13 protein-coding genes are annotated in these 26,089 nt (G+C 60.4%); 4 read left to right on the forward strand and 9 right to left on the reverse strand.

The window, feature by feature from the left end:
- Window positions 1-147: 147 nt before the first annotated feature.
- Together QA639_RS37720 and QA639_RS37725 are read right to left on the reverse strand one after the other, a co-directional pair.
- A complete protein-coding gene (locus QA639_RS37720; RefSeq protein ID WP_028337057.1) occupies window positions 148-2,934 on the reverse strand; it encodes a UPF0182 family membrane protein in 2,787 nt (928 codons plus the stop codon).
- 1,584 nt (window positions 2,935-4,518) lie between these two features.
- Window positions 4,519-4,794, reverse strand: coding sequence for a hypothetical protein (locus QA639_RS37725; protein WP_283088660.1), 276 nt, complete (start codon window positions 4,792-4,794; stop codon window positions 4,519-4,521).
- Between the two features lie 447 nt (window positions 4,795-5,241).
- Between QA639_RS37725 and QA639_RS37730 the strand changes: the two genes are divergently transcribed.
- The 3 genes from QA639_RS37730 to QA639_RS37740 all read left to right on the forward strand — a co-directional run bounded on the left by QA639_RS37730 (window position 5,242) and on the right by QA639_RS37740 (window position 9,276).
- Window positions 5,242-5,697 carry a (2Fe-2S)-binding protein gene (locus QA639_RS37730; protein WP_283088661.1) on the forward strand — a complete coding sequence of 152 codons (456 nt, stop codon included), beginning with the start codon at window positions 5,242-5,244 and terminating at the stop codon, window positions 5,695-5,697.
- Window positions 5,698-5,701: 4 nt separating this feature from the next.
- Window positions 5,702-7,909 carry a xanthine dehydrogenase family protein molybdopterin-binding subunit gene (locus QA639_RS37735; protein ID WP_283090691.1) on the forward strand — a complete coding sequence of 736 codons (2,208 nt, stop codon included), beginning with the start codon at window positions 5,702-5,704 and terminating at the stop codon, window positions 7,907-7,909.
- 350 nt (window positions 7,910-8,259) lie between these two features.
- Window positions 8,260-9,276: a helix-turn-helix transcriptional regulator gene (locus QA639_RS37740; protein WP_283088662.1), complete on the forward strand. Its 1,017-nt coding sequence runs from the start codon at window positions 8,260-8,262 to the stop codon at window positions 9,274-9,276.
- Between the two features lie 174 nt (window positions 9,277-9,450).
- Here QA639_RS37740 and QA639_RS37745 read toward each other — a convergent pair whose 3' ends face one another.
- The 3 genes from QA639_RS37745 to QA639_RS37755 form a co-directional block, all read right to left on the reverse strand.
- Window positions 9,451-11,046, reverse strand: a complete 1,596-nt coding sequence (locus QA639_RS37745) for a GMC family oxidoreductase (RefSeq protein WP_283088663.1) — start codon at window positions 11,044-11,046, stop codon at window positions 9,451-9,453.
- 589 nt (window positions 11,047-11,635) lie between these two features.
- Entirely contained in the window at window positions 11,636-12,526 is an 891-nt protein-coding gene (locus QA639_RS37750) for a LysR family transcriptional regulator (protein WP_038377875.1), read from the reverse strand.
- Between the two features lie 280 nt (window positions 12,527-12,806).
- Window positions 12,807-13,427, reverse strand: coding sequence for a response regulator transcription factor (locus QA639_RS37755; protein WP_028337062.1), 621 nt, complete (start codon window positions 13,425-13,427; stop codon window positions 12,807-12,809).
- Window positions 13,428-13,647: 220 nt separating this feature from the next.
- On the opposite strand from QA639_RS37755, the gene QA639_RS37760 reads away from it, so the two are divergent.
- The gene (locus QA639_RS37760) at window positions 13,648-14,040 is read left to right on the forward strand and encodes a response regulator transcription factor (RefSeq protein ID WP_283088664.1); all 393 of its coding nucleotides are present in this window, start codon (window positions 13,648-13,650) and stop codon (window positions 14,038-14,040) included.
- On the opposite strand, the gene QA639_RS37765 is transcribed toward QA639_RS37760, so the two are convergent.
- The 4 genes from QA639_RS37765 to QA639_RS37780 form a co-directional block, all read right to left on the reverse strand.
- Complete coding sequence (locus QA639_RS37765; protein WP_283088665.1) at window positions 14,035-19,920, reverse strand: AAA family ATPase; 5,886 nt, start codon at window positions 19,918-19,920, stop codon at window positions 14,035-14,037. The two genes, QA639_RS37760 and QA639_RS37765, sit on opposite strands and share 6 nt — an antisense overlap.
- 515 nt (window positions 19,921-20,435) lie before the next feature.
- Window positions 20,436-23,609: an efflux RND transporter permease subunit gene (locus QA639_RS37770; protein WP_283088666.1), complete on the reverse strand. Its 3,174-nt coding sequence runs from the start codon at window positions 23,607-23,609 to the stop codon at window positions 20,436-20,438.
- Window positions 23,606-24,898, reverse strand: coding sequence for an efflux RND transporter periplasmic adaptor subunit (locus QA639_RS37775; RefSeq protein WP_283088667.1), 1,293 nt, complete (start codon window positions 24,896-24,898; stop codon window positions 23,606-23,608). Before QA639_RS37775 ends, QA639_RS37770 begins: the two co-directional genes overlap by 4 nt.
- A 439-nt stretch (window positions 24,899-25,337) precedes the next feature.
- Window positions 25,338-25,877, reverse strand: a complete 540-nt coding sequence (locus QA639_RS37780) for a peroxiredoxin-like family protein (RefSeq protein WP_283088668.1) — start codon at window positions 25,875-25,877, stop codon at window positions 25,338-25,340.
- Window positions 25,878-26,089 lie beyond the last annotated feature (212 nt).

Raw genomic sequence — 26,089 nt, forward strand, 5'->3', positions numbered from 1 at the left:
GCTTGGGCCCGCGGCTGCCAGTCAGGCGTTCGGTTTGCCCTCACCGCCTCCGATCTCGCCCTGCTATATTGAATGCACCGTCACCGAAATTACCCGCGTTCGCAATTTCCGGGTTGGAGGCAGGGTCCAACTCAAGAAATTGACGCCCTAGCGGCCGGTGGAACGCCGGTTCATTTCCTCCAAAAGCTCGCGCATCGCATCGAACTGCGTGCCAAAGCCCTTCCAGTCGCCTGACCGCAATCGTTCAACGGCCTTATTGTAGCGATCGAGCGCGTCCCTTGCCTGACTCGTCGACGGGCCTGTGACAGGTATTTCCTCATTCGTACTCGAGACCGGCCGCGCCGCGCCAGGCTCGACGAATAGAGCCGACAAGGCCTCGCCGAGCGTCTCCTTCATCACCACATGTTCGTCATAGGCCGCGATCACGCGTTTCAGCTCCGGCAAGTGCCCGTACTCCGCGCGCAAATAGAGCGGCGATACGTAAAGGATCGAGTTCTCGATCGGAATCGCCAGCAGGTTCGCCCCACGTATCACCCGCGAGCCCATCTGATTCCACAATGTTAGCTGTTGCGATATCTCCGTGTTCTGATTGATCCGCGCCTCGATCTGGAACGGCCCGTAGACGAGCTTCTCCTTCGGGAATTCGTACACGATCAGCTTGCCGTAGTCGGGCGCGTCACAACGCGCCGCCAGCCACGCGATCATGTTGTCGCGGCGGCTCGGCACCATCGGAACCATGAGAAAAAACTCGGCCCGCGCCTCGCCGGGCAACCGCATGATGATGTAATAAGGGCTCATCACCGAGGTGCCGCCGCCGCTGCCCGGCTGGCGCGGGAATTGCCAGAGATCCTCGCGATTGTAGAACACTTCGGCGGCCTCCATGTGGTAGGCTTGGAACAGCCGCGCCTGAATCAGGAACAGGTCCTCCGGATATCGAATGTGCTTCTGCAAATCCGCGGGCATCGCCGCGAACGGCTTGAACAGCTGCGGAAAGATGCGCGCGTAGGTCGCGGCAATCGGGTCCGCAGGATCCATCAAATAGAAATCGACGGTCCCGTGATAGGCATCGATGACGACCTTCACCGAATTCCTGATGTAGTTGAGATCGAAATCATGCACAGGCGGCGTCGACGGAAAATAGGAACTCGTCGTATACGCGTCCTGCATCCAGAACATCCGCCCGCCGCTGATCACCAGATAGGGATCATGATCGAGCCTCAGGAACGGCGCGATCTCGGGTACCAGCTCCCGAATATTGCGCCGGATCATGATCCGGCTCTCCGGCGTGATGTAGTTCGAGAGCAAGAGGTTCGGGTCGTTGAAGTAGTACGCGAACAGCGTTCGCCACGCCACTGAGCCGATCGGAATGCCGCCGGCGCCCTCATACCGCGCATAGGCGTTGTCCTTGCCTTTCGGATAATCAAACTCTGGCGCACTTCCCTTGACGATGACGTAGTCGTCGCTCTCCTCGCCGTAATAGATGCGCGGCTCGACGATCCTGGGGCCTCCGTCCGCAACCGGCGGAATGTCCTGCAAATAGAACAGCGGCAGCCCCTCAGTGCTCTTGCGGGTGACTGGGCTCATCACCGCGCCATTGCCGTGGGTGAACAGCACGTGGCGGTTGACCCATGTCTGCGCATTTGGCGGCAACAGCGAGGAGCGCAGCTCGCGCGCCGAAAGCATCACACTCTGGTAGGAATCGTCGAGCCAGTAGCGGTCAACGTCGAGATCATGGAATTTGTAGTAGGTGCGGATCTCCTGCAGCTGCGCGTAGGTATCCGACAAGGGCAGCCAGTCCCACAGTCTGATATTATCGATTGTCGCCTTGTTGGCGTCGAGCGTCCTGAAGGTGAGCTTCTGTTCGGCGGCAAAGGGCCTGGTTACGATCTTGTCGAGATCGTACGCCTGCCGGGTGAGCGCGATATTGCGCTCGATGTAGGGCTTCTCCAGCTCCAGCTCGCTTGGTTTGACGACGAATTGCCGGAACAGCGCCGGGACGATGCCGGACAATGCCAGGGCGCCGGTGACGACGAGCATGACCGCCGCCGCCGGAAGCCGGTAGCTGCGCGCCCGCACATTTGCCCACGCGACGAGCGCCGCGATGATCGAGAGCCCGATCATGAGCCACAGGGCCGGCAACCCCACTTGGACATCGGTGTAGCTTGCGCCGACGACGACGCCGTTGTCGCCGTAGAGCAGCAGATAGCGGTCGAGAGCGTAGGACCAGGCCTTCACCGCGAAGAGAAGACCAAGCAATGCCGAACCGTGGGCAATCGCCATGGGCGACATCGACCGGTGATGAACGTCGTATTCGATATCGCCGCGAGCCCAATAGATTGTTGCGGCGAAGAGCGCGCTCAGGACCAGTGTAAGCAGCATCCAGTTCTTGACCAGAACATAGGCGGGCAGCGAGAACAGGTAGAAGCCGAGGTCCTTGTTGAAGAGCGGATCGTCTGCGCCATAGAGCGCCTGATAGAGATACCTCAGGAAGATGCCCCAATAGCCGACTTCGGCCGCCGCGACGAGCAGCGCGAGCAAGGCTGCCCCGCCTGCGGCGATCGCGGGCCACGGCAGTCGATCGAACAACTGCGCAAATGGATCCGGCGGCGCGCTGCCCGCGACCTGCCCGACGGAAGCCGCGGCAACCTGTGTCGACCGCTTGCCGGCCAAACGCAGCGCGAGCCACCCGTTCACCCCGAGGATGAGGGCCGTTGCCGTCCAGACCGTAGCCAAGACGGCGGCTTTGGCGCCGATTGTTGTCCAGAAGACCTGCACATAGCCGACCGACGAAAACCACAGCCAGTCGACCAGGAAATCGCTCGCGAGCGCGAGCAGGATCAAGCAGATCACAGTGACAATGATCGCAACGATCAGCCTGACCACGCCACTTTGTCGTGGTGCCTTCCGTTCGGGTCCGGTAATCCCGATCGTCATGACGGCAATCATAGCGCAAATGAGGGGCGCCCGCCCGCTTGATTGGGACCGGGACAACACGGAGTGCAAAGCGGCCGGCGCGAGATCACGCTCCCGCGGCGGCGCCGCGTCGGACAAGGTTATGAAATGGCGCGGATTTGGCACGCCATTCGGAATAAAGCTGTGAACTCTTATATCATTGAAATTACAATATAATTTTATCTCCTGCCGTGGCTTACCTACCGATTTCCCCGTGGTAGGCAAGGGCGTCCACTCCCGGCGCAATGGTTTTTGTGAGCGGAAACGTAAAAGCCTCCGGAGGACATCCCGGAGGCTTTTTCTGGAGATCATTGAAGTTCGCTTCGCTTTCCTTCCTGGTTTTGGTGATTTCTCAGGCGATTCACCGGTTGCGTTGAGCGTGGAGTAGCACAGTGAGGCTATGTTGATCCTTTAGCTCGTAGAAGCACCGGGCTTTGCGATGCTCGCCTGCAATGGCAGCGTTACGGTGCTGCCGCTCGCGTATTTCTGGTCGCGTAGTTGACGCCCGCCAAGAAGGTCAGGTTCTTAACGGGGGTCCAAGAGGTGTAAGAGCCGACGCTCAACGTCACGCGATGCGAAGTCCTCCGGCGGCAGATGACTTCGCTCGATCTCTCGACCAGCTCGGTCGTCTTTGCCAAGCTACGAAGGTGCATAGCCGCACGCGCACCCAAATCAGAATCAATGGGACCGCGGCAGAGAGAGAGAGAGAGAGAGAGAGAGAGAGAGAGAGAGAGAGAGAGAGAGAGAGAGAGAGAGAGTCAGTCATTCCCCCTTAAAAGATAGGGCGTTTTCGGCATCGTCAGACAAAAGTCCACTGTTCGAGCTACGACCGGAAAATGAGTTTTCCGCCTCCTTGTTTCGTGAACCCGGCCTGACTATCGAGTGGAGTTGGCCGCAACGCGACGACGCACATGCAATGGCGACACTTGGTGCTGCTCGACCGGTGATACTGCTCGAAGGTCGAATTTCAGACTGGGTTGATGCTTAGCGCGCCATTTCGGACCAGGGCCACGCATGTAGTGCAACTCGGGCCGGTAACTGTCTCGCACGTCCAAAATCAAGTTGCGAACAACGCTCGCAAAGTCGGAGGCTGACTCAGCCGTCCTGCAAGCAAAAGCTGACAATGCGATTGCATCCATGATTCTCATCGCTGGAACTCCTCGATTGTTGCTCGATAGATCGGGCGATTGACAGCACCAGCGTAGTCACGAGAGAACAACCAAACCATTGCACAGAGGTCGATCGCGCACAGTACATTGTCTAAGAATGAGCAAACCTAAGTTTAGGCCTGCCTACTCGTGCCTTCTCGCTTCAAACCGGTGCTTTTTCCCGGCTCGGACCTGCCAACATGCGGCGGGCCGCATGGTTCGCTGTTGACTCGCGCGACGAAGTACGGCGACGCGTCCCCGCGCCGACCTAGATGTGTTGTTATCGGGACCGTCGCAGCATCTCATGGGCTGCCCCTAAACCAAGGGATAGCGGGCTCCACCGGATGATGCAGTGCGTGCCTATCTCCGTAAGGGTTTGACCCTACCGTCGTGCAATGGCTCCAGCAGACGGAGGATGCTACGGATCAAAATCGATCCCAGGAAGATGCAATGCAGCGGAACCGGACCTGACAGCCGGCAGCTGCAAGACGAGGTCGGCGGCGTAGCGCCCGCCGGCCTTTTTCTTGATCAAACGGCGTGCTGCGCTTCTCGACATTGTGGTGATCCGCGCCTCACCGGGCTGCGCGGCGAAACTGAAGCGCGGGTCGAAACAATTCGCGAACTCCCCCGACTTGAAGTCATTCGGCCGCGAGCGCGTAGGGCCGCCGCGGCAAGCCGAGGCGCTTCCACCCATCGACCGACGCCTCAGCGAGCGCATCGACCAGTGCGTCATCGCGGTAAGACGCTGGCGTAATGCGCAGCGTTCGGCGCCGCCGTATTGCAAATATTGGTCACAGGAAAACTGAAGGGAAGTCTAAACCGCGCTCAGTCGATCTATCGGCAATGAATGCTGCCGCAGACTGCATACGGGCCTTGATTTTCGAATGGCAGAGATGTCCAACCGCAGCAATATTCCACGCCGTTATGAAAACTATTTATGCCGGCTATTGGAAAACCTCGCCCCACGCTGCGATCAATCGGTGCGGCTGTCGGAGATTCCATCGAGCGAACGCTCAGCGAACGTCAGTCCGAACTTGATCTTCCCGAATATGCTGCTTCGGGCGACTTGATCCTGCCGAGAACTTTCAATGCGTGGGTGCGTCGGCTCACCGCTCACTCCCAACGGGCTAAAGAGGCATACATGGCTTTCACGCTAAAGATCAACGGCTCCCCCCATGAGGTCGACGTCGACGGCGACATCCCGCTGCTGTGGGTGCTGCGCGATGTGCTCGGTATGACCGGCACCAAGTTCGGCTGCGGTCAGGCGCTGTGCGGCGCCTGTACCGTGCATGTCGACGGCCAGGCTGTCCGCTCCTGTCAGACCACGGTCGACAGCGTTGGCGACAGCGTGGTCACCACGATCGAGGCGATCGGCCAGGCGCCGCAGGGCGCGGCCTTGCAGAAGGCGTGGCTGGAGCTGGAGGTGGTGCAGTGCGGTTACTGCCAGTCCGGCCAGATCATGTCGGCGGCGGCGCTCCTGAAGGACACGCCGAAGCCGACGGATGAGGACATCGACGCCGCCATGTCGGGGAATGTCTGCCGATGCGGCACCTATCAGCGCATTCGCGCCGCGATCAAGCACGCTGCGGGAGTTTGAAATGATGAATGAGCCTTTTCTGAGAGAGCGGGTTGTCGATGAAACAGCGATATCACGTCGCGGCTTCCTTCAGGGCACAGGTTTGCTACTTGGTTTTGTGCTGAGCGGTGCAAGCACGGGGCCCGTCTTCGCGGCAGCTACTTCGCAGGTGGTCGAAAACGAGATCACGGGTACGTTCGCACCGAATGGATTTATACGGATCAATCCGACCGGCGCCGTGACACTGGTCATTCCGATGATCGAGATGGGACAGGGCGTTTACACGTCGCTCTCGATGCTTCTCGCTGAAGAACTGGAAGTGACACTTGACCAGATTCAGGTTCAGCATGCGCCGCCAAATCATGCGCTCTACGTCAACTCGATCATAGGCATTCAAAATACAGGTGGCTCCGCTTCTGTCCGTGCCTTCTGGACGCCGCTACGCCAAGCAGGGGCAGTGGGTCGAACTCTTCTGATCGCGGCAGCCGCAAAACGCTGGAACGTCGATCCAGCGACTTGCCGCGCCAAGAACGGCGTCGTGTTCGATGCAACAGGCTCGAAGCATCTGAGCTACGGCGAACTTGCGACCGCTGCGGCGAAATTTCCTGTCCCACCTGCGGCAAACGTCAAACTAAAGGATCCGAAGGATTTCAGCCTGATCGGCACGAGCGCCAAGCGGGTGGATTCTCCGATAAAGGTCGATGGCCGCGCGCTCTATGGCATCGATACGCGACTGCCGGGTATGAAGGTTGCAGCAGTTGCCATTTCGCCTGTGCTCGGTGGCAAAGCGAAAAAGGTGGACGAGAAGGCCGCGCTGGCAGTGAAGGGGGTCCGGCAGCTGATCAATATCGATGAAGCTGTTGCCGTGGTGGCGGATCACATGGGTGCGGCGAAGAAGGGGCTAGAGGCCGCCGCCATCGCATGGGACGACGGGCCGAACGGCAAGGTCAACAGCGCCGATATCGTCAGACAATTGGAAGAGGAATCCAGAAAGCCGGGCGCTGTTGCCCGTAACGTCGGTGATGTGGCGAAGGCACTTGCGAAGGCAGCGCAACGGGTTGACGCCGTCTATCAGGTGCCTTTCCTGGCCCATGCGGCGATGGAGCCGATGAACTGTACCGTTCATCTGCAGAAGGATCGTTGCGACATTTGGGTCGGTACACAGGCGCCTACGATCACGCAGTCTCAGGTGGCCGAACTCACCGGCCTGCCAAAGGATGCGATCAAGATTCACAATCATCTGATTGGCGGTGGTTTCGGCCGAAGGCTGGAAGCCGATGGCACTATTCTCGCCGTCAAGATCGCCAAACACGTCGACGGCCCGGTGAAAGTGATCTGGAGCCGCGAGGAAGACATCCAGCACGATATGTATCGGCCCTATTATCTCGATCGGCTGTCGGCCGGACTTGATACGGCTGGCCAGCCGGTTGCCTGGATGCATCGGATCGCCGGCTCCTCAGTCATGGCTCGCTATTATCCCCCTTACTTCAAGGACGGATTGGACCCCGATGCCGTAGAAGCGGCGGCTGAGCCGCCCTATGCACTGCCCAGTATCCATGTCGACTTTGTCCGGGTCGAGCCCCCTGGTGTCCGGACGTCCTGGTGGCGCGGCGTCGGACCGACTCACAACGTTTTTGTGGTCGAAAGCTTCATAGATGAGCTCGCTCATGCCGCGAAGCAGGATCCCGTCGCTTATCGCAAGGGACTGCTCGGCCACAATCCGCGAGCGCTCACTGTTCTGTCGCTTGCAGCGGAGAAAGCCGGATGGGGATCCCCCCTTCCCGCGCGGCATGGCCGTGGAATTTCGGTGCAATTCGCATACGGAAGTTACACGTCGCAGGTCGCCGAGGTCGAAGTGGCGGCCGATGGCTCTGTCAAGGTCAAGCGGATCGTTTGTGTGATTGACTGCGGCGTGTACGTCAATCCGGATACGATCGAAGCACAGATTCAAGGTGGAACGCTTTTCGGCCTGACCGCCGCTCTCCATGGGTCAATCACTTTCAAGGATGGACGGGTCGAACAGAGCAATTTCGACAGCTATCTGCCGATGCGTATCGACGAGGTGCCGGTGGTGGAGACGCACTTGATCAAGAATGCCGAAGCCCCGGGTGGCGTAGGTGAAGCTCCGACAGCCATTGTCAGTGCTGCGGTGACCAATGCGATCTTCGCTGCGACCGGCAAGCGTGTGCGCAGCCTGCCGATCGAGACGGATGTGCTGAAGTCGTCGTCTTAGTCCTTTCCCGTCGTCCCGCGAGCGTCGCAATGCGCAACGGATGTCGGTCAGGCACAGCATAACAACCATGGGAACGTTCGCATTCTCTGCTCGGAAGAAATCACTTCTCGGAAGGACGCCGTCACGCCTTGCAAACCGGATCCGTTTCGGAGCTGGCATTTGGGGCTCCCTAGATTGGACCGGCAACCCAACCAGGGCCGCCTGGTTCGCTTCAGCTCCTAATTTCGTCTAGTGGCAGGAGACGAAGTTGAGTGCTACGAATGAGCAAGGCGACGCCCTCGCTGATCCTTGGAGAACAGGCTTCGGAGCACTATCGGCGCCGGTAGCCGGGCAGTAAAGGGCCACTACAAATGCACGCTTCGAAAGCTATTCCAAAGCAGGTCCTCGTCGGGCAGAACGCTTCACCGCCCGCGGGCGCCACTGTCAAGTTGTCTACAACAGACCTCAACAACTTGATGCAGGCGCTCTCCATCGATGTCGTCGCGCTGACCGAGCTACTGGTGCCGCGAGGCCATCGGGTGCAATTCGGGACCATTGACGTACCCGGGATCCATTACAATTTGTGTGGCGTGGGACGCATGTCTATCAACGGCGGACCAGAGATGCCGTTGCGCCCTCATCTGCTCATCATCGTTCCGCCAAACACTCCGTTCATGATCGAGGTTGGCGGTGGAAAAGGCCCGCCAAAGCTCATTTCGAGGGACTGCTGGACTCATCAAGACGGCATCCTCCGCGTCGCAGTGCCAAACGAGCAACCCGAAATCGTCCAGATATGCGGCTTCTTTAACGCATTCTTTGGTCAGTCCGTGAGGCTGTTTGGAGACCTCCGCGAACCGGTGATCGAGCAGTTCGAGCCTGCCGACAAGATCGACCTGAAGCTTCGCGAGGCCATCGACGAGCTCCTGCAGCAGGAGGTCGGCGTTGGAGCCATGACAGGGTCTCTGCTCAAGCAAATCGTCGTCTCATTGGTACGACGGTCCCTCAGGTCATCCCGGCGATGGACCGAGCGATTCTCGATACTCGCCGACAAGCAGGTCACCCGTGCTTTTGCAGATATGGTGGCGCGGCCAGGAGCGGCGCATTCGGTTCAAAGCCTGGCACACAGTGCGGGATTGAGTCGGTCGGCGTTCATGGCGCGTTTCTCGGATATCTTTGGACGATCCCCGATGGTCATCTTGCGAGACTTGAGAATGCGCCAAGCTGCGATCGACTTGACGACAACGACGATGTCGATCGACGTCGTTGCTCAAAATGCGGGGTACGAGAGCCGTTCGAGTTTTGTGCGAGCTTTTCGAAAAGCGTTCGAGCGAGATCCGAGCGACTACCGGCAGATGGCCAAGGATGGCAAAGCCCGGAAGGGCATCTGAGAGTGAAGTGCCGATAACGAGATTCACAGGGCCAGGTGCGACTGCGCGGACGATAGCACGAACTTCGTCCACGCGCCCAAGCCGCGAAGAGCATCCAACCGGCGCCGCCTCCCCCTGGCCAGCGCGGACGGGAGGACTGCGGCCATCGCTGCCGCCAGCTTGTGCCAGAACTCCCTAGGTCCCCTTCAGATCGTCGACCAGCATCGCGGTGGCGTGGCGCGCAAGCGCCTGAGTCGGGGCGTTGGTATTGCCGCTGGTGATATTCGGCATGATCGAGGCATCGATCACCCGGAGACCGTCGACCCCGCGGACCCTAAGCCTTGCGTCGACCACCGCTCGCCCATCCTGACCCATCCGGCACGTTCCGACCGGATGCCACATCGTCGTTGCGACTCGCTTCACCCATTCCCCGATCTCAGCGTCCGACCGGATATGCGAGCCGGGATCCATCACTTCCTCGATCACCGACGCCAATGACTCCTGGGCCATAACCTCGCGGATCGCGCGCACGGATTCCACCGCGGCCCTCAAGTCCTCATCCTCGCCGATGAAGTTCGGGTTGATGAGAGGCATCGACGTTGGGTCGCCATCAGCCAGCCGCACCCAGCCACGGCTCTTGGGCTGAAGTACCACGAGTTCGAAGGTGACGCCCGCGCGGTCGCCCGCCGGGCCCAGTTGTTCATTCAAGATGATAGGAGCGTGGTAGCATTGGATCGTGGGTTCGGCGGCGAAGTCCGACGGATTCCAGTGGGTAACGGTCTCAATACCGTTGCCGGACGCCGGGCCATCCTTGGTGACGAGATAACGCAGGCCGGCCTTCACGGTGCCGAGTCCCTGTGCGGCCGCCTGATAGCCAAGATCGCCCTTCACGTAGGCGCGGACCGGAACCATCGGGTGGTCGTGGAGATTTTCGCCCACTTCCGGAGAATCGACGATCGCCGCGATGCCGTGCTGCCGCAACTGATCGGCCGGTCCAATGCCCGAATGCATGAGGATCTTTGGGCTATGAACGGCCCCCGCCGATAGGACGACCTCGCCAGCCATGATCCTCTCGAGGCCGTTGTCCTTCAGTTCGACGCCCACAGCTCGCCTGTTCTCGATAAGAATCCGAACGACGGTCTTGCCGGTGAGAAGAGTGACGCGGCCTGAGACGAGGTGCGGACGCAGATGCGCATCAACTGCGCTGCACCGGCGCTGATTTCCGACCGTCGACTGCACCGGCGAGACGCCAATCTGGCTCTCGCCGTTATAATCGGGATTATAGGGAAGCCCGTATTCCTGGAAGGCCTTGAGGCAGTATTGGTTTAGCTCGTTGATGCCCTTGGGCAACTGGACCGCCAGACCACCATTGATGCCATGATATTCGTCGTGGAAGGTGTCGTTGCGTTCCTGCGCCATGAAGACGGGAAGCAGGTCTTCATACGACCATTTGCCGGTGTCGCCGACCGCGTCCTGCCAGGCGGCGAAGTCGCGAGTCTGACCACGGACGTAGCACATCGCGTTGATCGAGGAGCCGCCGCCGAGCACCTTGCCTGAGCGATAGGCTCGTTTGGTGCCGTGCTGGGGGACTGTCTCGTATTTCCAGACATGCCGGTCGTGGACCAGTATATTTGCGAAGCCCGCCGGAATGTGGATGAACGGGTCGCGATCCATGTCGCCCGCCTCGATCAGCGCGATCGACGCATCGGTGTGTTCGGCAAGATAACTGCTAACGACACAGCCCGCCGCGCCCGCGCCAACAATTACAATGTCGTACCTCTCCTGGGACATCAGTGTCTTTCTCTTTCGCACCATCTTTGTCGTCCAATCAATGCCCCAGGGCGCCTCGCTATCGCGGCGCTTAATCCAGAGATCGATTGGATCTTGCTTTTGGAGAGTGACCTTGCACCTCCGGCGAGGGAAATCACCTCTCGCCATAGAGTCGATAGACGATCGTTATTGTCGTTCGCGGTACCGCATGATGCTGTACCGGGAACGCCAACAGCCGCATCGCGCCACGAAACCGAGTTTTCGGTCTCTTCAATTGCCTGGCACGAGATGGCGATCAGCGAACCTCCACGCGCCTCGATAGGCCGAGCACCGTCGCCGCCAACCCGCTGTGCGCCCGCGCAATCCCAAATCCGTCGCGACCGCGAGCGACCTGTCCGAACGTAAGACGACACCGTTCATTTGTAAGCCGACAAGAACGAGAAGCTCTCGACGATGGACTTGGGGACGATGGACTTGGGACCGAAGCGCCGCCATTGAACTGGCGGTCGATGCGCCACTGCTTCATGCGAAGCGCATTTTTTGGCGTCTTCTGAAGTAGCCGCAGTGGACGGGCATCCGCTCTTCGGATGCTGGAATCATTCAACGATTTTCACGCCGTGCGAACCACGACCGACCAGTCGCGAAGCCGCGCGACCTTGACGAAAGCGTCCAGTGCCGGGGAGTAGCGGCGCCCCTGCACGGCCAGTAGCCGCACCTCCCGCGAAACCGGGAAGCCTTCGAGCGGAATGGTCTTGAGCGTCGGAAGGCGCGGCATGTGCTCGGGCGCGAGTATCACGCCGAAGCCGGCGGCGGCCATGTGCTGCAGATGCAAGTCATGGCCGCTGCAGTGGCCGAGTTGGGGCGGTTTCTCGGGGAAATACGACTGCTGGATCTTCGGGGCAACGTCGCAATCGGCACGTTCCAGCAAGACGGTCTCACGGAGGTCGTCGATGCCGATCGAGGGACGGTTTGCGAGGCGGTGTGTCGGCGCGAGAACTGCGACGTAGTGCTCCTCGAACAGCGACCAGTCGTCGATGCGGGCGGGCACGTCCTGCACGTCGCCGACCATTGCGGCGTTGATCTCGCCCTCAAGCAAGAGGTCGACGAGCTTCCCCGCCGCGCCCTCGCGCAGCTCGACGTGAAGTCCAGGGACGAACTTTGCGATCTCCGCGATCGGATCGAGGACGAGCGACGCCGAGATGGATGGGGCGAGACCGATCTTCAGTGGCGCGACCTCCTTGCGTTGGAACTCCTGGGCTCGGCGACGCACCGCGTCAGCCGAGGCCAGTGTGCGCTCCAGCATCGGAAGGACTTCCTTTCCAAGGTCGGTGAGCTGCGTCAGCTGGCGCTCGCGGTAGATCAACTGGCCGCCGAGCTCCTGCTCGAGCTTCTGCACCCCCTTGGTCAGGGCGGGCTGCGTGACATTGCACTGCTCGGCCGCGCGCGTGAAGTTGAGCGTGGATGCGACGGCGAGGAAGTAACGAACTTGATGAAGCTCCATGGCTGATCTCCGTCGAGATTCTTGTTGGCGCAGTTTGATGGCTTGGAGCGCTGCGGTCGATTGCGCGAGGGTACAGCGACGTTCGCTTGTCGCTACCTGGGCTAAGCGTTCGCTTAGGAGTGAGGACGTATACCTCGCGCTCCGAATCCGTTAGCCGGAAGGGCCCCGAGGAAAGAGAGCCAGCGGCGCAGAGAAGTGCGGTAGATTGAGTTTTGCGATTAGATCGCACCTTCGCACGAAACGATTGAGGACATGCCTTTCTGGCTCAGACATTCCACGGTTACTGTAGCCGTATGTTGAGGCGGTCCGCCATTCGGCTGAGCTCGGGAAGCGAACGCGCATTCATCTTCCGCATCAGATTCACACGGTGCACCTTCACTGTAGATTCTGAGATGCCGATATCGTTGGCGACCTGCTTGTTCAGACGACCTGCCACGACGCCGAGCATGACCTCGCGCTCGCGGGAGCTAAGCGTGTCGAAACGCTCCTTGAGCGCAGCCAATGCGCCATCACTGTCTCGACGGGCCCGATCGCGAGCGAGGCCGGCCTCGATGGCGTCAAGCAGATCCTGATCACGGAATGGCTTCGTAAGGAACTCTATCGCGCCGCCCTTCATCGCCTGCACGGTCATCGGGACGTCGGCGTGCGCTGTGATGAAGATGATCGGCACTTGCCTGTTTGCGGCAACAAGGTCGCGCTGAAGCTCAAGACCGCTTCTCCCCGGCATTCTCACGTCGAGCACCAGGCAACTAGGACCGCCCGGCGGATCGGCCTGGAGAAAATCTTGAACCGACGAAAATTGTCGGGCAGGTAGGCCGACGGTCCGCAACAGCCGCACGACCGAGTCGCGAAACTCGGGATCGTCATCGATAACCAAGACACTGGGATTTGCCTCACCCACTCTCGGCATCCTGCGTTGGAAAAGCACATTTCCCTATTACCGGTGTCAGTCTACGCTCATTCCATCGTGATGAACAATCTTTGATGCCTAAGCGGATAGCCGAAAGGCCTAAGCCATCGCTTAGGAACGGCGACATTGCGTAATCGGGAAATGTCAATGACATTAAGTTGCATGCTGCGCGAGTTGCCCCGCCGGTCGGCGGAGGCGCCTGGAACCCGCAATGTCGAACCGTACATTGATAGCAATCGTTGACGATGATCAGCCCTATCGTGAGTCAATGCGAAAACTCATAATGTTGCTGGGCTACACCGTTGAAGCGTTTCCGTCAGCGGCCGATTTTCTGGCGTCGCGGGGCTTGCCTGAAACCGTCTGCCTGGTCACCGACGTTAACATGCCCGGAATGACTGGTGTCGAATTGCACAGGCACTTGGTCGATGCGGGGTACGCGATCCCGACGATCCTCATTACCGCCTACCCCGATAAGGTCGCGAGGGATCAGGCTCTAAAGGACGGGGTTGTTTGCTACCTCAGCAAGCCAGTAGACGACGACTGTCTCGCGCGGTACCTGCGTTCGGCTCTGCAGCCGGGTACACCGATTGATGACAGTTTATGAGCCGTTATCCGCCGGCAGGGTAAACTGAAACACGGCGCCGCGAGGTTCAATCGCTTCCGCCCATAACTTGCCCCCATGTGCGTGGATGATGGAGCGGCATATCGATAGTCCCATCCCTGTTCCACCGGACTTCGTGGTGTAAAAGGCGTCGAAGACTCGATCGAGATTCTCCGGATCAATGCCCGGCCCGGAGTCGCGCACGCCGACGAGGGCGCCAGTCTGATCCTCCTCGGTGCTGATCAACAACTCTCTTGCCCCTTCCTCAACCGAACTCATTGCTTCAGCCGCGTTCAGGATCAAGTTCAGCAAGACCTGTTGCAGCTGAACGCAATCCCCCATAACCGAAAGCAATCCATCTGCAAGCCGAGTTTGAACTATGATGCCATTCCTGAGGATGACGCTTTGTGCCAGGATGATCACTTCGTTAGTAGCCGCATTGAGATCAAAGCGCTCCTTTCGTGGAGGCGCTTTCTTGATGTGATCGCGCATCCGTCCGACGATATCCTTGGCTCGGTCCGTATCTCTGACAACACAAGCGAGGGCTTCCATCGTCTCATCCAGATCTGGCGGATTCATTTCCAAAAAGCGCATTCCCGCACGGGCGTTGTTACGAGCGGTAGCGATCGGATGCAGAATTTCGTGAGACAGCGAGGCGGCCAATTCTCCCATCATGCTCACGCGGTTCATGTGGGCGAAATCCAACTCGAGCTGGCGTAGCTTTTCACGTTCGTCCTGCGCCCGCCTCCGTTCCGTCACATCGACAGTTGTGGTGATAACCTCGGCCAGCGTGCCCCGGGGCGAAAACACATGATAGCTGGTTCCTTCGACCCACTTGATTGTGCCATCAGGCAGGAGGAGTCTGAACTCGGCAATGAAATCCTTTCTCTGGCGCACAGCCTCCTGAACCGCTCCCCAAACTCTGTCGCGGTCGTCTGGGTGAATGCGTTTCCACATGCTTTTTTGCGTTGGAAGGCCTTGCAGCGGATCAAATCCCCAGATCCTGTAACTCTCGTCCGACCAATAGAGGTAACGCATCGTTGTCGCGTTGTAGATCCAATTGCCGGTACGGCTAAGTCTCTGTGCTTGGCTAAGCGCTTCCTCGACGCGCTTGCGCTCTGTCAAATCGAGCACGAAAGCAAGCCCCTCGTCGCCCCCTTCTTTGAACAGAGCGGCGCCAATAAGCACAGGAACCCGGCTGCCGTCTTTCCGAATATACTCCTTCTCGAAGGGCTGAACTTTCCCGGTTGAGTTCAGTTCTGCCTGAGTCAGCATGTCGCGCTCGCGCCATTCCGGCGGGGACAGCTCGGGCCAGCGCACGCGCCCCGAAACCAAGTCCTCGCGGTCATATCCCAGGATGCGTAGAAGCGCGTCATTGGCTTCAAGAATTCGACCTTCGCGGTCGGCAATGAGGATTCCGATGATGTTCGCGTCGACCAAACGCCTAATCTTCCCTTCGCGATCTGCGACGTCGCGATACAGCTGCGAGTTTTCGAGCGAGATTGCTGCCTGCGACGCAAGCACCTTCAACACTGTGACGCGGTCAGGTGTGAAAGCGTGGGCCGTCAGGTTGTTTTCGAGGTAGAGTACACCGGCCAATCTGTTCTGTTTGAGCAATGGCAGGCAGAGAATTGAACGGGCGTGATGCCGATGAATGTACCTATCAGCCGAAAACGGGTTCGCGGCTGCGGCATCGTGGAGAAGAACACTCTCTTTCGTCCGGATCACGTAGTGCAGGATGGACTCGGGCAGATCTGCAGCGGTTACACCTGCCTGCCGCTGACCGACGGTCACCGTATTATTGCTCGTCGTGACTTCTGCCTCAATCCGATAGCCATCACCTACCGCAAGGATCAACAGACCTCGCCCGGCACCCGCGTTCTCAATCGCTGTGCGCATTAGCGTGTCGATCAGCTTTTCTGGAACGATCTCCCCCGACACGGCTTGCGAGACCTTGATAACAGTAGCTAGATCCAGTTGTTCGACGGATGCCCCGATCGTGCCTGTGGGGCCGACAACCGATTTTTCCTCCCTGAGGTGCTGATACAACTCGTCGAGTTGACGTACCTTGCCGTCGGCTCCCCAACGGATGTATGCGTACCGCGCGTCCCGCAGGTAGGCATGCGCGATCTTCTTGAACCCGCGTGCAGCATAAAAGCGTGCGGCGGTTTCGTTGGCGAGCGCCTCGTTATGGACAAAGCCGTGCGCTTGTGCGGAGTGGATAGCGTGCTCGTAAAGATGTTCGGCATCGAGCGCGCGGCCTTCGATCCGGGCGATCTCCGCCCCGACGAGTGCGGCACGGTTCTCGAAGCTGTCCGGGCACGCCATCGCCCAGACCTCGAGCTGTCGGTGGTGCGCGGCCAGTGCTCTGACGTGTTCCTGCTGTTGGCCGGCTGCCGCAGAGTCGCAGGACGCTGCCCTGGAGAGCGCACTGTAGAAGTGATATTCCGCGCACTCAAAAAAAGACGCCGATGTCGGCTGCAGCTGCTGCGCCATCAATGAGGCTTCGAGGGCATCCGCATAGTCGCCGGCAAAGAAGCGTGCCTGCAGCTTGCGGATCCAATACGAGCCCGCCGCCAACGCCAGATCCGGGTTCCTGCCGAAACGGGACTCGAGCAGGAGTTCGTCAAACTGCCCATCGTCAAAGCGACCGAAAATCGGCGTCAAGCCGCGGAGCGTCCGTATCAGCCCAAGCTGGCCGGCGATGGAGTCAATCGCAAAACCGAACCGCATGTTCCGCGCGAACGCGAGACCATGCTCGACCTCGACTTGCACGTTATCGAGTGGATTCCCCGCTGCTAGAAGATACGTGTTCAAGTGGGTGTAATAGTACGCGGCAAACGTGAGGTCACCGATCTGGTTTGCTGTCTCAAATGCACGCCGCAGCAGCTCACAACCTTCCCGGACATGTCTCGTCCAGAACATGAGCAAATATCCAAAGTTCAAATAGGTTCTGGCCTGGAAACGCCTTAGTCCACGCTGTTCGACCAGTTCATAGCCGAGACGGCCTAATCGAAGCCCCGCCTGGTAGTCACCGAACTCCGGTCCAGCAAGCCTGCCAAGCACTGCGTAGGCGTAGCACGAGCCGTCACAATTGCCGCCCTCAAGACTGAGATTGACGGCTCGACAGATGACCATCGAGCGTACGTTCGCATCCGTATAGTGGGCCGGCGGCCCAAGCTTCGTCAGGACATCGAGGGTCGCAAGCGATGCCTCATTGCTCATCAAAGGCAGATCAATGAGGCTTTCTATTGTGCGGGAACCGAGTTGGGTCCAGATCCGATCATACTCCCGCCGAGCCTCGTCTTCCGTCGGGTGCGGCGACCAGTCGATGCCGAGGTGGCGGAGATAGTCGAGACCGACCGCGATCGCGCGGCTGCCCTGATCCAGGGTCGTGTAAAGATCCACCTGCAGGCACGTGACGCGTGCTCGTTCGATCGTCGTTGCGGAATGGGCCGACAGCACCGCCAGGCGCTGCTCAGCTTCCGCCAGTGCACCGGTGAGGAATTCACATTCGGCCCGGTGCAGCTCCAGCTCAAAGATCAGGTCGTGCTGGCGCTCCCAGGGGTCCCCCGGCAGCAGCGCTGCGCCGCAGGACAGGTAGTTCAGCGCTGAGGCATACGCTGTCGAGGCCTTGGCGCGCCTACCTGCAACTAAATTCAACTTTGCGACCCGCTCGAGCTCCTCAATTGACGTGATGAGATGCGAGCCTCGGTTGAGCTGATTGACGATTTCGAAGATGGTCTCCTCCAGCTTCTCTGGAGGGGTCTGCGCTGCGAGCATCATCCCTATTCGGAGATGGGCTTCGGCACGCAATTCCTCCGCGATCAAGGAGTAGGCGGCTTCTTGAACACGGTCGTGGAGAAATCTGTAGGACTCTTCCGAACGAAAGATCAGCCCTGCTCGCACCGCCTCCCAAAGCCGGCCATGCATCTCCTCCTCGGAAGACTGGGAAACGATCCGCAACATGGTGAACCCTGCGTCGTCGCCGAGACAGGCGAGCTTCTGCAATGCGTTCCGGGTTTCGGCGGACAGGCGGTTCAGCTTCCCCACCATAAGGTCCACGACATTGTCGGTGTAACCCTTAGCTTGGATGCGATTCAGGTCCCAGCGCCATCGTGCCTCGCCATAATCGAAGGTGAGCAATCCTTCGTCGGCGAGCGCAGAAATGAACTGAATAGCGAAAAGCGGATTACCGGTTGTCTTCTCGTGGATCAACTGTGCCAGCGGCGCGATTCTCTCCGGTTCGCTGTGAACAGAATCCGCGACCAGTTGTCCCAAGTCTTCACAGGTCAGGGGTGCCAAGACGATGTCTTGTAATATCGCTCCAGCTTGGCGCATCGCTTCGAGCTTGCGCATCAGCGGGTGTAAGGGATCGACTTCGTTGTCACGGTAAGCACCAATCAACAACAGGTTCTGCACGTCCGGCCGGGTCAACAGATCCTCGAGCAAATCGAGCGTTGCCGCATCGAGCCATTGAAGATCGTCAAGGAACAGGGCGAGTGGATGTTCCGGCCGCGCGAATACGCCGATAAATCGCCGGAACACCAATTGGAAGCGGCCCTGCGCATCCTGTGGCGGCAGTTCGTGGACCGGTGGCTGATCGCCGATGATGTGCTTTAATTCCGGGACGAGATCAACAATCAGCCGACCGTTCGGTTCGAGCGCCTCGAGCAGCGCCTCCCGCCATCGCCGCAGTTCCGCTTCGGTCTTGCTCAAAAGCGGACGGATCAGGCTCTGAAAGGCCTGCGCAAGGGTGGCGTAAGGGATGTCGCGCTTGTACTGGTCAAATTTGCCCGATGCAAAAAGACCGCGGGGCAGAGCTAGCGGCTTATGAAGCTCGTTGACGAACGCGGATTTTCCGATGCCGGAGTATCCCGAAACCAACACCAACTCCGGCCTGCCGCCGACGACGATACGGTCGAAGGAGGCAACCAAGGTACCGATCTCGGCCGTCCGACCATACAGCCTTTCGGGGATCAGCAGCCGGTCCGGGGTGTCGTGTTCCCCGGGCGCGAATTCGTCGATGTCGCCTCGGGTTTCCCATTCAGCAAGGCAACGCCGTAGATCGCTCTCGGCGCCTGCAGCCGTCTGATAACGCTCCTCAGCAGTCTTGGCGAGCAGCTTCATTATGATCGCAGAGACCGAGCCTGAGAGGTTTCTCAGCCGCTCGCTGGGCGGCACCGCTGGTCTTGCAATATGACAGTGCACCCATTCCATCGGATCGGCTGCCGTGAAGGGCAGAACGCCCGTGAGCATCTGGTACAGCGTAACGCCGAGGGCGTAGAGATCGCTGCGGGCGTCGACAGAGCGGTTCATCCTCCCGGTTTGTTCGGGCGCCATGTAAGCAAGCGTACCGGCGATGGTCTCGGGCGGGTCGGGCGCCTGCCGCTCGCGGGACAGGCGCGATGCAATTCCAAACCCGGTGAGCCGCACGCGTCCATCCGCGCAGTCCACCACAATATTAGCTGGCCTGATGTCTTTGTGGATGAGCCCGCGCTGATGAAGCTTGCCCAGAGCCGAGGTAACAGCGATCGCCAAGCGCAAGAAGCGTCCCACCTCCATAGGGCCATTGAGCAAACGGTCGAGCGGCTCGCCGCCAAGATCATCGAGCACGAGCACGGTCCGACCGGCGTCGCGCATGAGGGCCAACGGCCGCGCCGCCCATGCCCCGTCGAGCTCATCCTTCAGCTCGTATTCGTGCGTGAGACGATCAAGTCTTGACCGGGACGGGCGGTCGGCGGCAGGGGCAACAAGCAACACGGCGAGCCGGTTGCCATTGTCGTCCAGTTGCCAGCCACGGCTGACCACGCGCTCGCCGTCCTCCCACAACACCGGAGCGCTACCATCCGGGTACGCGACGTTCAGCGGCTGCTGCACCATCTGTCAGACTCCAGCGTCGGGCTTCGGCTTGAAGTCGGCTGATCAAGCTCTTCGTCGGCCATGCGCGCGGCCATTCCCCCAGCCTCGGGAAAAACTACTCCACCGGCCGAAAAATTCCACTCATCCCTTGGGCTGGCCGGCTGCAGCGGACGCGGAACCTGCTTCTCAGCAGCAATTTGCAGCGATTTGCCAGGCTTTGCTCGCTAAAGGCGGCAAAACGCGGGTCAACAAGCGCATGCCCGCTGATCCCAAGGGACTCGGGGGGCACAGCAACCTGGAAGGAAAGTTGGATGACGGACAAAGCTTCATCAAGTTCGCTACTTCCTCGCCCTGGCGTCGACACTCAACTTCACCCGTGCAACCGAGCAGTACCGCCCTGACCAGGGGGTGCAGAAACTGAGAGCCGCGCGGCCGGTTGATCCACCGCGAACGTCGGGCTAATGCAGCTCACAGACCTTGGGTCAGCGTGACGGAGATAGTGCTCCGGCCTCATGGCGGATTGCCATCACTGCATCTCACCGCGCCGCAGCCGCGATCATCTGAATCGGCTTGCCCTCGTTCTTTCCTTCCGCGAGGTTGCGCACCACCATGTAGAAGATCGGCGTGAAGACCAGGCCGAACAGCGTGACGCCGAGCATGCCGAAGAACACGGCAACCCCGACCGCCTGGCGCATCTCCGAGCCCGAGCCGGTCGACACCACCAGCGGCAGCACGCCGAGGATGAACGCGAATGACGTCATCAGGATCGGCCGCAGCCGCAGCCGGCAGGCCTCGATCACCGCCTCCAGCCGCGATTTGCCCTCGAGCTCGATGTCGCGCGCGAACTCGACGATCAGGATCGCATTCTTGGCCGCCAGCCCCACCAGCACCACGAATCCGATCTGGGTCAGGATGTTGACGTCCTGCCCCATGATGCGGACGCCGATGGTGGCCGCGAACAGGCACATCGGCACGATCAGGATCACCGCGAACGGCAGCGTCCAGCTGCCATATTGCGCGGCCAGCACCAGATAGACGAACAGCACGCAAATCGGGAAAACGTAGAGACCGGCATTGCCACCCGTGACCTGTTGATAGGATAGATCGGTCCATTCGAGGGAAAAGCCGCTCGGCAACGTTTCGTCAGCGAGTTTCTTGATGGTGTTAAGCGCCGTCGTCGAGCTCACACCTGGCGCCGGCTCGCCCTGCAGTTCGGACGCCGAGTAGAGATTGTAGCGCGCGACGCGGTCGGGTCCCGAGATGTCCTTGAAGTCCACGATGCTGCCGAGCATCACCATGTCGCCCGCCGCATTGCGGGTACGCAGCCGTGCCAGATCGGAGTTCTCCTTGCGGAACGGCAGATCGGCCTGCGCCGTGACGTGGTAGGTGCGGCCGAACAGGTTGAAGTCGTTGACATAGGTCGAGCCGAAATAGGTCTCGATGGTATTGGTGACGTTGGCGATGGGAACGCCGAGCTTCTGCGCCTTGACGCGATCGACATCGACGAACAGCTGCGGCGTGTTCGCCGAGTACGGCGAGAACACCGAGGTCAAGTTTGGCGACTTCCGCGCTGCGGCGACGAGCTCGTCGGTCGCGGCTGCGAGCAGCTCGGGACCGCGCCCTTGTCGGTCTTGGATACGGATAGCGAAGCCGCCGCCGGTGCCGATGCCCGGCACCGCGGGCGGCGGAATCACGATGATGAAAGCGCCCTGGATCACCGACAGCCGCCTACGCAGATCGGCCGTGATCGCATTCGCCGTCAGCCCCCTCTTCTGCCGTGCTTCCGGCTCGTCGAACACCGGGAACAACGCCGCGGCGTTGCCGGCCTGCGTGCGGGTTGCGCCGGAGAAGCCGCTGAACGCCCCGACACGGACGATACCCGGCGTATCCAGCGCGATCCGCTCGATCTCCTGCACCACCGCAGCGGTTCGCGCGAGCGACGCGGCGCCGGGCAACTGCACCGAGATGATGAGGTAACCGCGATCCTGCGCCGGGATGAAGCCCTGCGAGGTAGTCGCGAGCAGCCAGCCGGCGCTGCCAATCAATGCGACATAGAGCAACAGCATCGGCGTCGAATGCCGGATTACGAACGACGCCAAGGCCGCATAGCCATTAGACAGCCGGTCGAAGACGCGGTTGAAGACACCGGTAAAGGCCGACCAGCCGCGTGCGATCAGGTTCCAACGCGCTGCCGGCCGCCTCTCCTCATGCGGGACCAGGATCTGCGAGGCCAACGCGGGTGACAGCGTCAGCGAGCAGAAGCAGGAGATCGCGGTCGCGACCGCAATGGTGACAGCGAATTGCTGGAAGAATTGCCCGGAGATGCCCCCGAGGAAGGCGGTCGGCACGAACACCGCGCACAGCACCAGCGCGATCGAAACCAGCGCGCCGCCGACCTCCTCCATCGTCTTGAGCGCGGCTTCGCGCCGGCTCATGCCGTGCCGGAGATGTCGCTCGACATTCTCGACCACCACGATCGCGTCGTCGACCACGATGCCGACCGCGAGAACCAGACCGAACAGCGTCAAATTGTTGATCGAGAATCCGAGCGTTGCCATCACCGCGAAGGTGCCGACCAGCGACACCGGGATCGCAATGATCGGGATGATCGCAGGCCGCCAGCCCTGCAGGAACACCAACACCACGATGACGACGAGCGCCATTGCCTCATAGACCGTCCTGATCAGCTCGTGGACCGATTGGGCGATGAATTCGGTCGGGTTGTAGCCGATATTGTAGTCGAGCCCCTTCGGAAAACCCTCCTTCAGCTTGGCCATGGTGGTAGAGATTGCCTTCGCTGTGGCGAGCGCGTTCGATCCGGGCCGTTGCGTCACCACCATTGCGACCGCCGACTTGCGCAGTATGCGGCTGCTAGTAGCATAGGACAGCGCACCGAGCTCGACGCGAGCGACGTCGCGCAGCCGCACCGTGCGGCCGTCGGAGCCGGCCTTCACCACGATGTCCTCGAACTGCCTGATGTCCTTGAGGCGGCCGGTGAAGACGAGGTTCGGCTGGAAGGCGCGATCGGCGATCGGCGGCTCGGCGATCTGGCCGCCGGCGATCTGCAGGTTCTGCGCCCGGATCGCCGCCAGCACCTCGGCCGAGGTCAGGCCGAGATTGGCGATCCGGTCGGGATCGAGCCACAGCCGCATCGAATAGTCGCGCGCGCCGAACATCTGGATGTCGCCGACGCCGTCGAGCCGCAACAGCTGGTCGCGGACCTGCAGCAGCGTGTAGTTGGAGATGTAGAGCTGGTCGAAGCTGTCGTCGGGCGACAGCACGAAAACAGCCATCAAGATATCCGGTGAATTTTTGCGGGTAATGACGCCGTTGCGCTGCACCTCCTCGGGCAAGCGCGGCTGCGCGATCGCGACGCGGTTCTGCACCAGTACCTGGGCCTTGTCGAGATCGGTGCCGAGCTTGAAGGTGACGGTGATGGTGAGCTGACCGTTCGAGGCCGCCTGGCTGTAGAGGTACAGCATGTCCTCAACGCCGTTGATTTCCTGCTCGATTGGAGCAGCAACAGTGTCGGATACGGTCTGCGCCGAAGCACCCGGATATTGCGTGGTGACGGTGACGGTCGGCGGCACCGCCTGCGGATATTCCGAGACCGGCAGCGTCTGATAGGCGATCGTACCGACGATCAGGAGCACGATCGACAGCACCATCGCCAGGATGGGCTGGTTGATGGAAAGCCTTCCGAGATTCATGGCTTCGCACCTGCCGCCGGCTTGTCGCCGGCCAGCGCCTTGTCTGCCGGAACTGCCGGCGCTTTGCCCCCTGCGGGAGCTTGCGCCATTTTCGGCGTCACCTTGGCGCCGACGCGAGCGCGCTGCAGCCCGTCGACGATCACGTGGTCCTCCGCCTTGAGGCCCTCGCGGATCACGTGCAGGCCGTCATCGAGCGGACCGAGCACAACCGCCCTCGCTTCCACCGTGTTGTCGTCCTTGACCACGAACACGATCTTGCGCGACTGGTCGGTGGCGATGGCGGTGTCCGGGACCAGCAGCGCCTCATAGGGCGAGGAGCCGATGATGCGGACGCGGCCGAATTGCCCGGGCAGGACCGACAGATCCTTGTTCGGGATAATGGCGCGGCTGCGAAGCGTCGCGGTGGAAACGTCGAGCCGGTTGTCGAGGAAGTCCATCTTCCCCTCATGCGAGGGCCTAGTCTCGCCGGTCAACGCCACCCGCACCGGGTTTGCGGTGTCGCGCGAGCTCGGCCGCCTGCCCTCGAACCACAGCTTGCTGTTACGTTGATAGGTCGCCTCGTCGACGTCGAAATAGATGTAGATCGGATCGAGCGACACGATCGAGGTCAGCAGTGTCGCGCCGCTCTCGCTGCCCTGCACCAGGTTGCCCGGGGTCACCAGATGCCGGCTGACGCGGCCGGTGATCGGCGCCACCACATTGGTGAATTCGACGTTGAGCTGCGCGGCCTTCAGCGTACCCTCGGCCTGCGTCTCAGCCGCATGAGCCGCCTGCAATGCCTGACGGCGCTGGTCGACGACCTGTTCGGAAACTGCGCTAGTCTGAACCAGGGTCAGCCCACGGTCGAGTTCGCGCTTGGCAAGCTCCTCCTTGGCCCGCGCGTCGGCGAGCTGACCTTCGGCCTGCAGCTTGACCGCCTCAAACGGGCGCGGATCGATGATGTAGAGAAGATCGCCTGCATGGACGATCGCACCATCCTTGAACTCGACGCTGTTGACGAAGCCGCCGACGCGGGCGCGGACCTGAACCTCCTCGATCGCCTCGAAGCGCCCGGTGAACTCATCCCAGTCAGTGACCGTTCGTTTTACCGGTTGCGCGACCGTCACCGACGGCGGCGGAGGCCCGCCCGCCCGCGATTGCGCCTTCTCGTCGCAGCCGGCGAGCGCCAGCGCGAACAGCAGACCGATCGGCGCGCCGGCGTATCGAAGGCGACGAAACAAACCGCGCGCTGCAGCCGGAAGCTTTGTTGCCGCCAAAGTGCCGCCGGGTCGCAGTGTCAGCGTGCCCATGGTGCGGCGATTTCGATGACATCGTTGCTTTGCATATCGACCCACTGCCTTGCCAATCTTCCATCGTGTTACGCGTGTCTCTCGCGGAACCGCACGTTTCGGCTCGACGATGCTTTGAAGCGTGGACCTTGCACCGCCCGCGAGGGAAATCACCTATCGCCATGGAGTCGATAAACGGTCGTTATTGCGGCTCACCGGGTGGCGTGAGGCCGGAGCGAGGAATGCCAAAAGCCGCATGACACTCGAAGCCGGCGTTTCCATCCTGCAGAGGCAATCAATGCCGGAGCGGCTTGGTGCAGCGAGATTCGAGCTCGTACATGGCGCGCGAGAACGGCAAAAAGCGCGCGCGGGGTCCTGTGCGTCATTTTTGACCCACGTGAATGTTTTGCACACTGCGCGGCGTCACCGTTGGGCCGCGCGCTGCCAAATTGATTGACGCTCAGACAGGGCCGTCATACTCGCCACGCGCCGGATAGTCCTTCGCGACGGCGAAGTCGATCGCCTGAAGCAATTCCGAGAACAGCGGACGTGCGAACGGCATTGTTTGAACCGCGCCGTAGTATAAAGTACCGTCCGGTCGGACGAGGAATACACCCGGCTCCGAAAAATGTGGCGGCTCTTCGATGTTAATCGATGAATGTCCACGCGACGACGAAATATAGAGCCCCCATTCGCGAGCAACCGCGAGCGGTAGCGAATACCCGAATCGCAAGTTGGAACCGACCTTGGTTGCCATTGCCTGAGCACGCTCGCGAACGTCAGAGCTGATCGCGATAACCTTTGTACCGCGGCGGTCATATTCAGGAATCAACGCTTCCAGGTCGCGCAGATACTTGAGGCAGACGGGGCAATGGAGCCCGCGATAAAATGATATCAATGTAAATTGCTTCGGCGCGGCGACCATTGCCGCAAGATCAAAGTCGCCATGAGCAAGTGTGGGCACGCGCAATTCGGGAACCGGTCGACGGGGCAGCAGCATTCTCTTCTCCGCGGTTATCGCCTAGGCACATCAGAAATTCCAGCACCAGGTGGATGACACGCAGCATGCGCATACCGGTCGTCGATTTCGACCTCGGTTTACACCCGGTCACGACGCCCGACGTATGCAAGCGTCCACGCCCATCCGCTCCGAAGCCGAGCACCTTCCGAGCGAGACTACGTCGGTGACTTTATTATTGGGAAATGCCAGAC

The sequence above is a fragment of the Bradyrhizobium pachyrhizi genome, from assembly GCF_029714545.1.
In the GTDB taxonomy this organism is placed as follows: Bacteria; Pseudomonadota; Alphaproteobacteria; order Rhizobiales; family Xanthobacteraceae; genus Bradyrhizobium; species Bradyrhizobium pachyrhizi.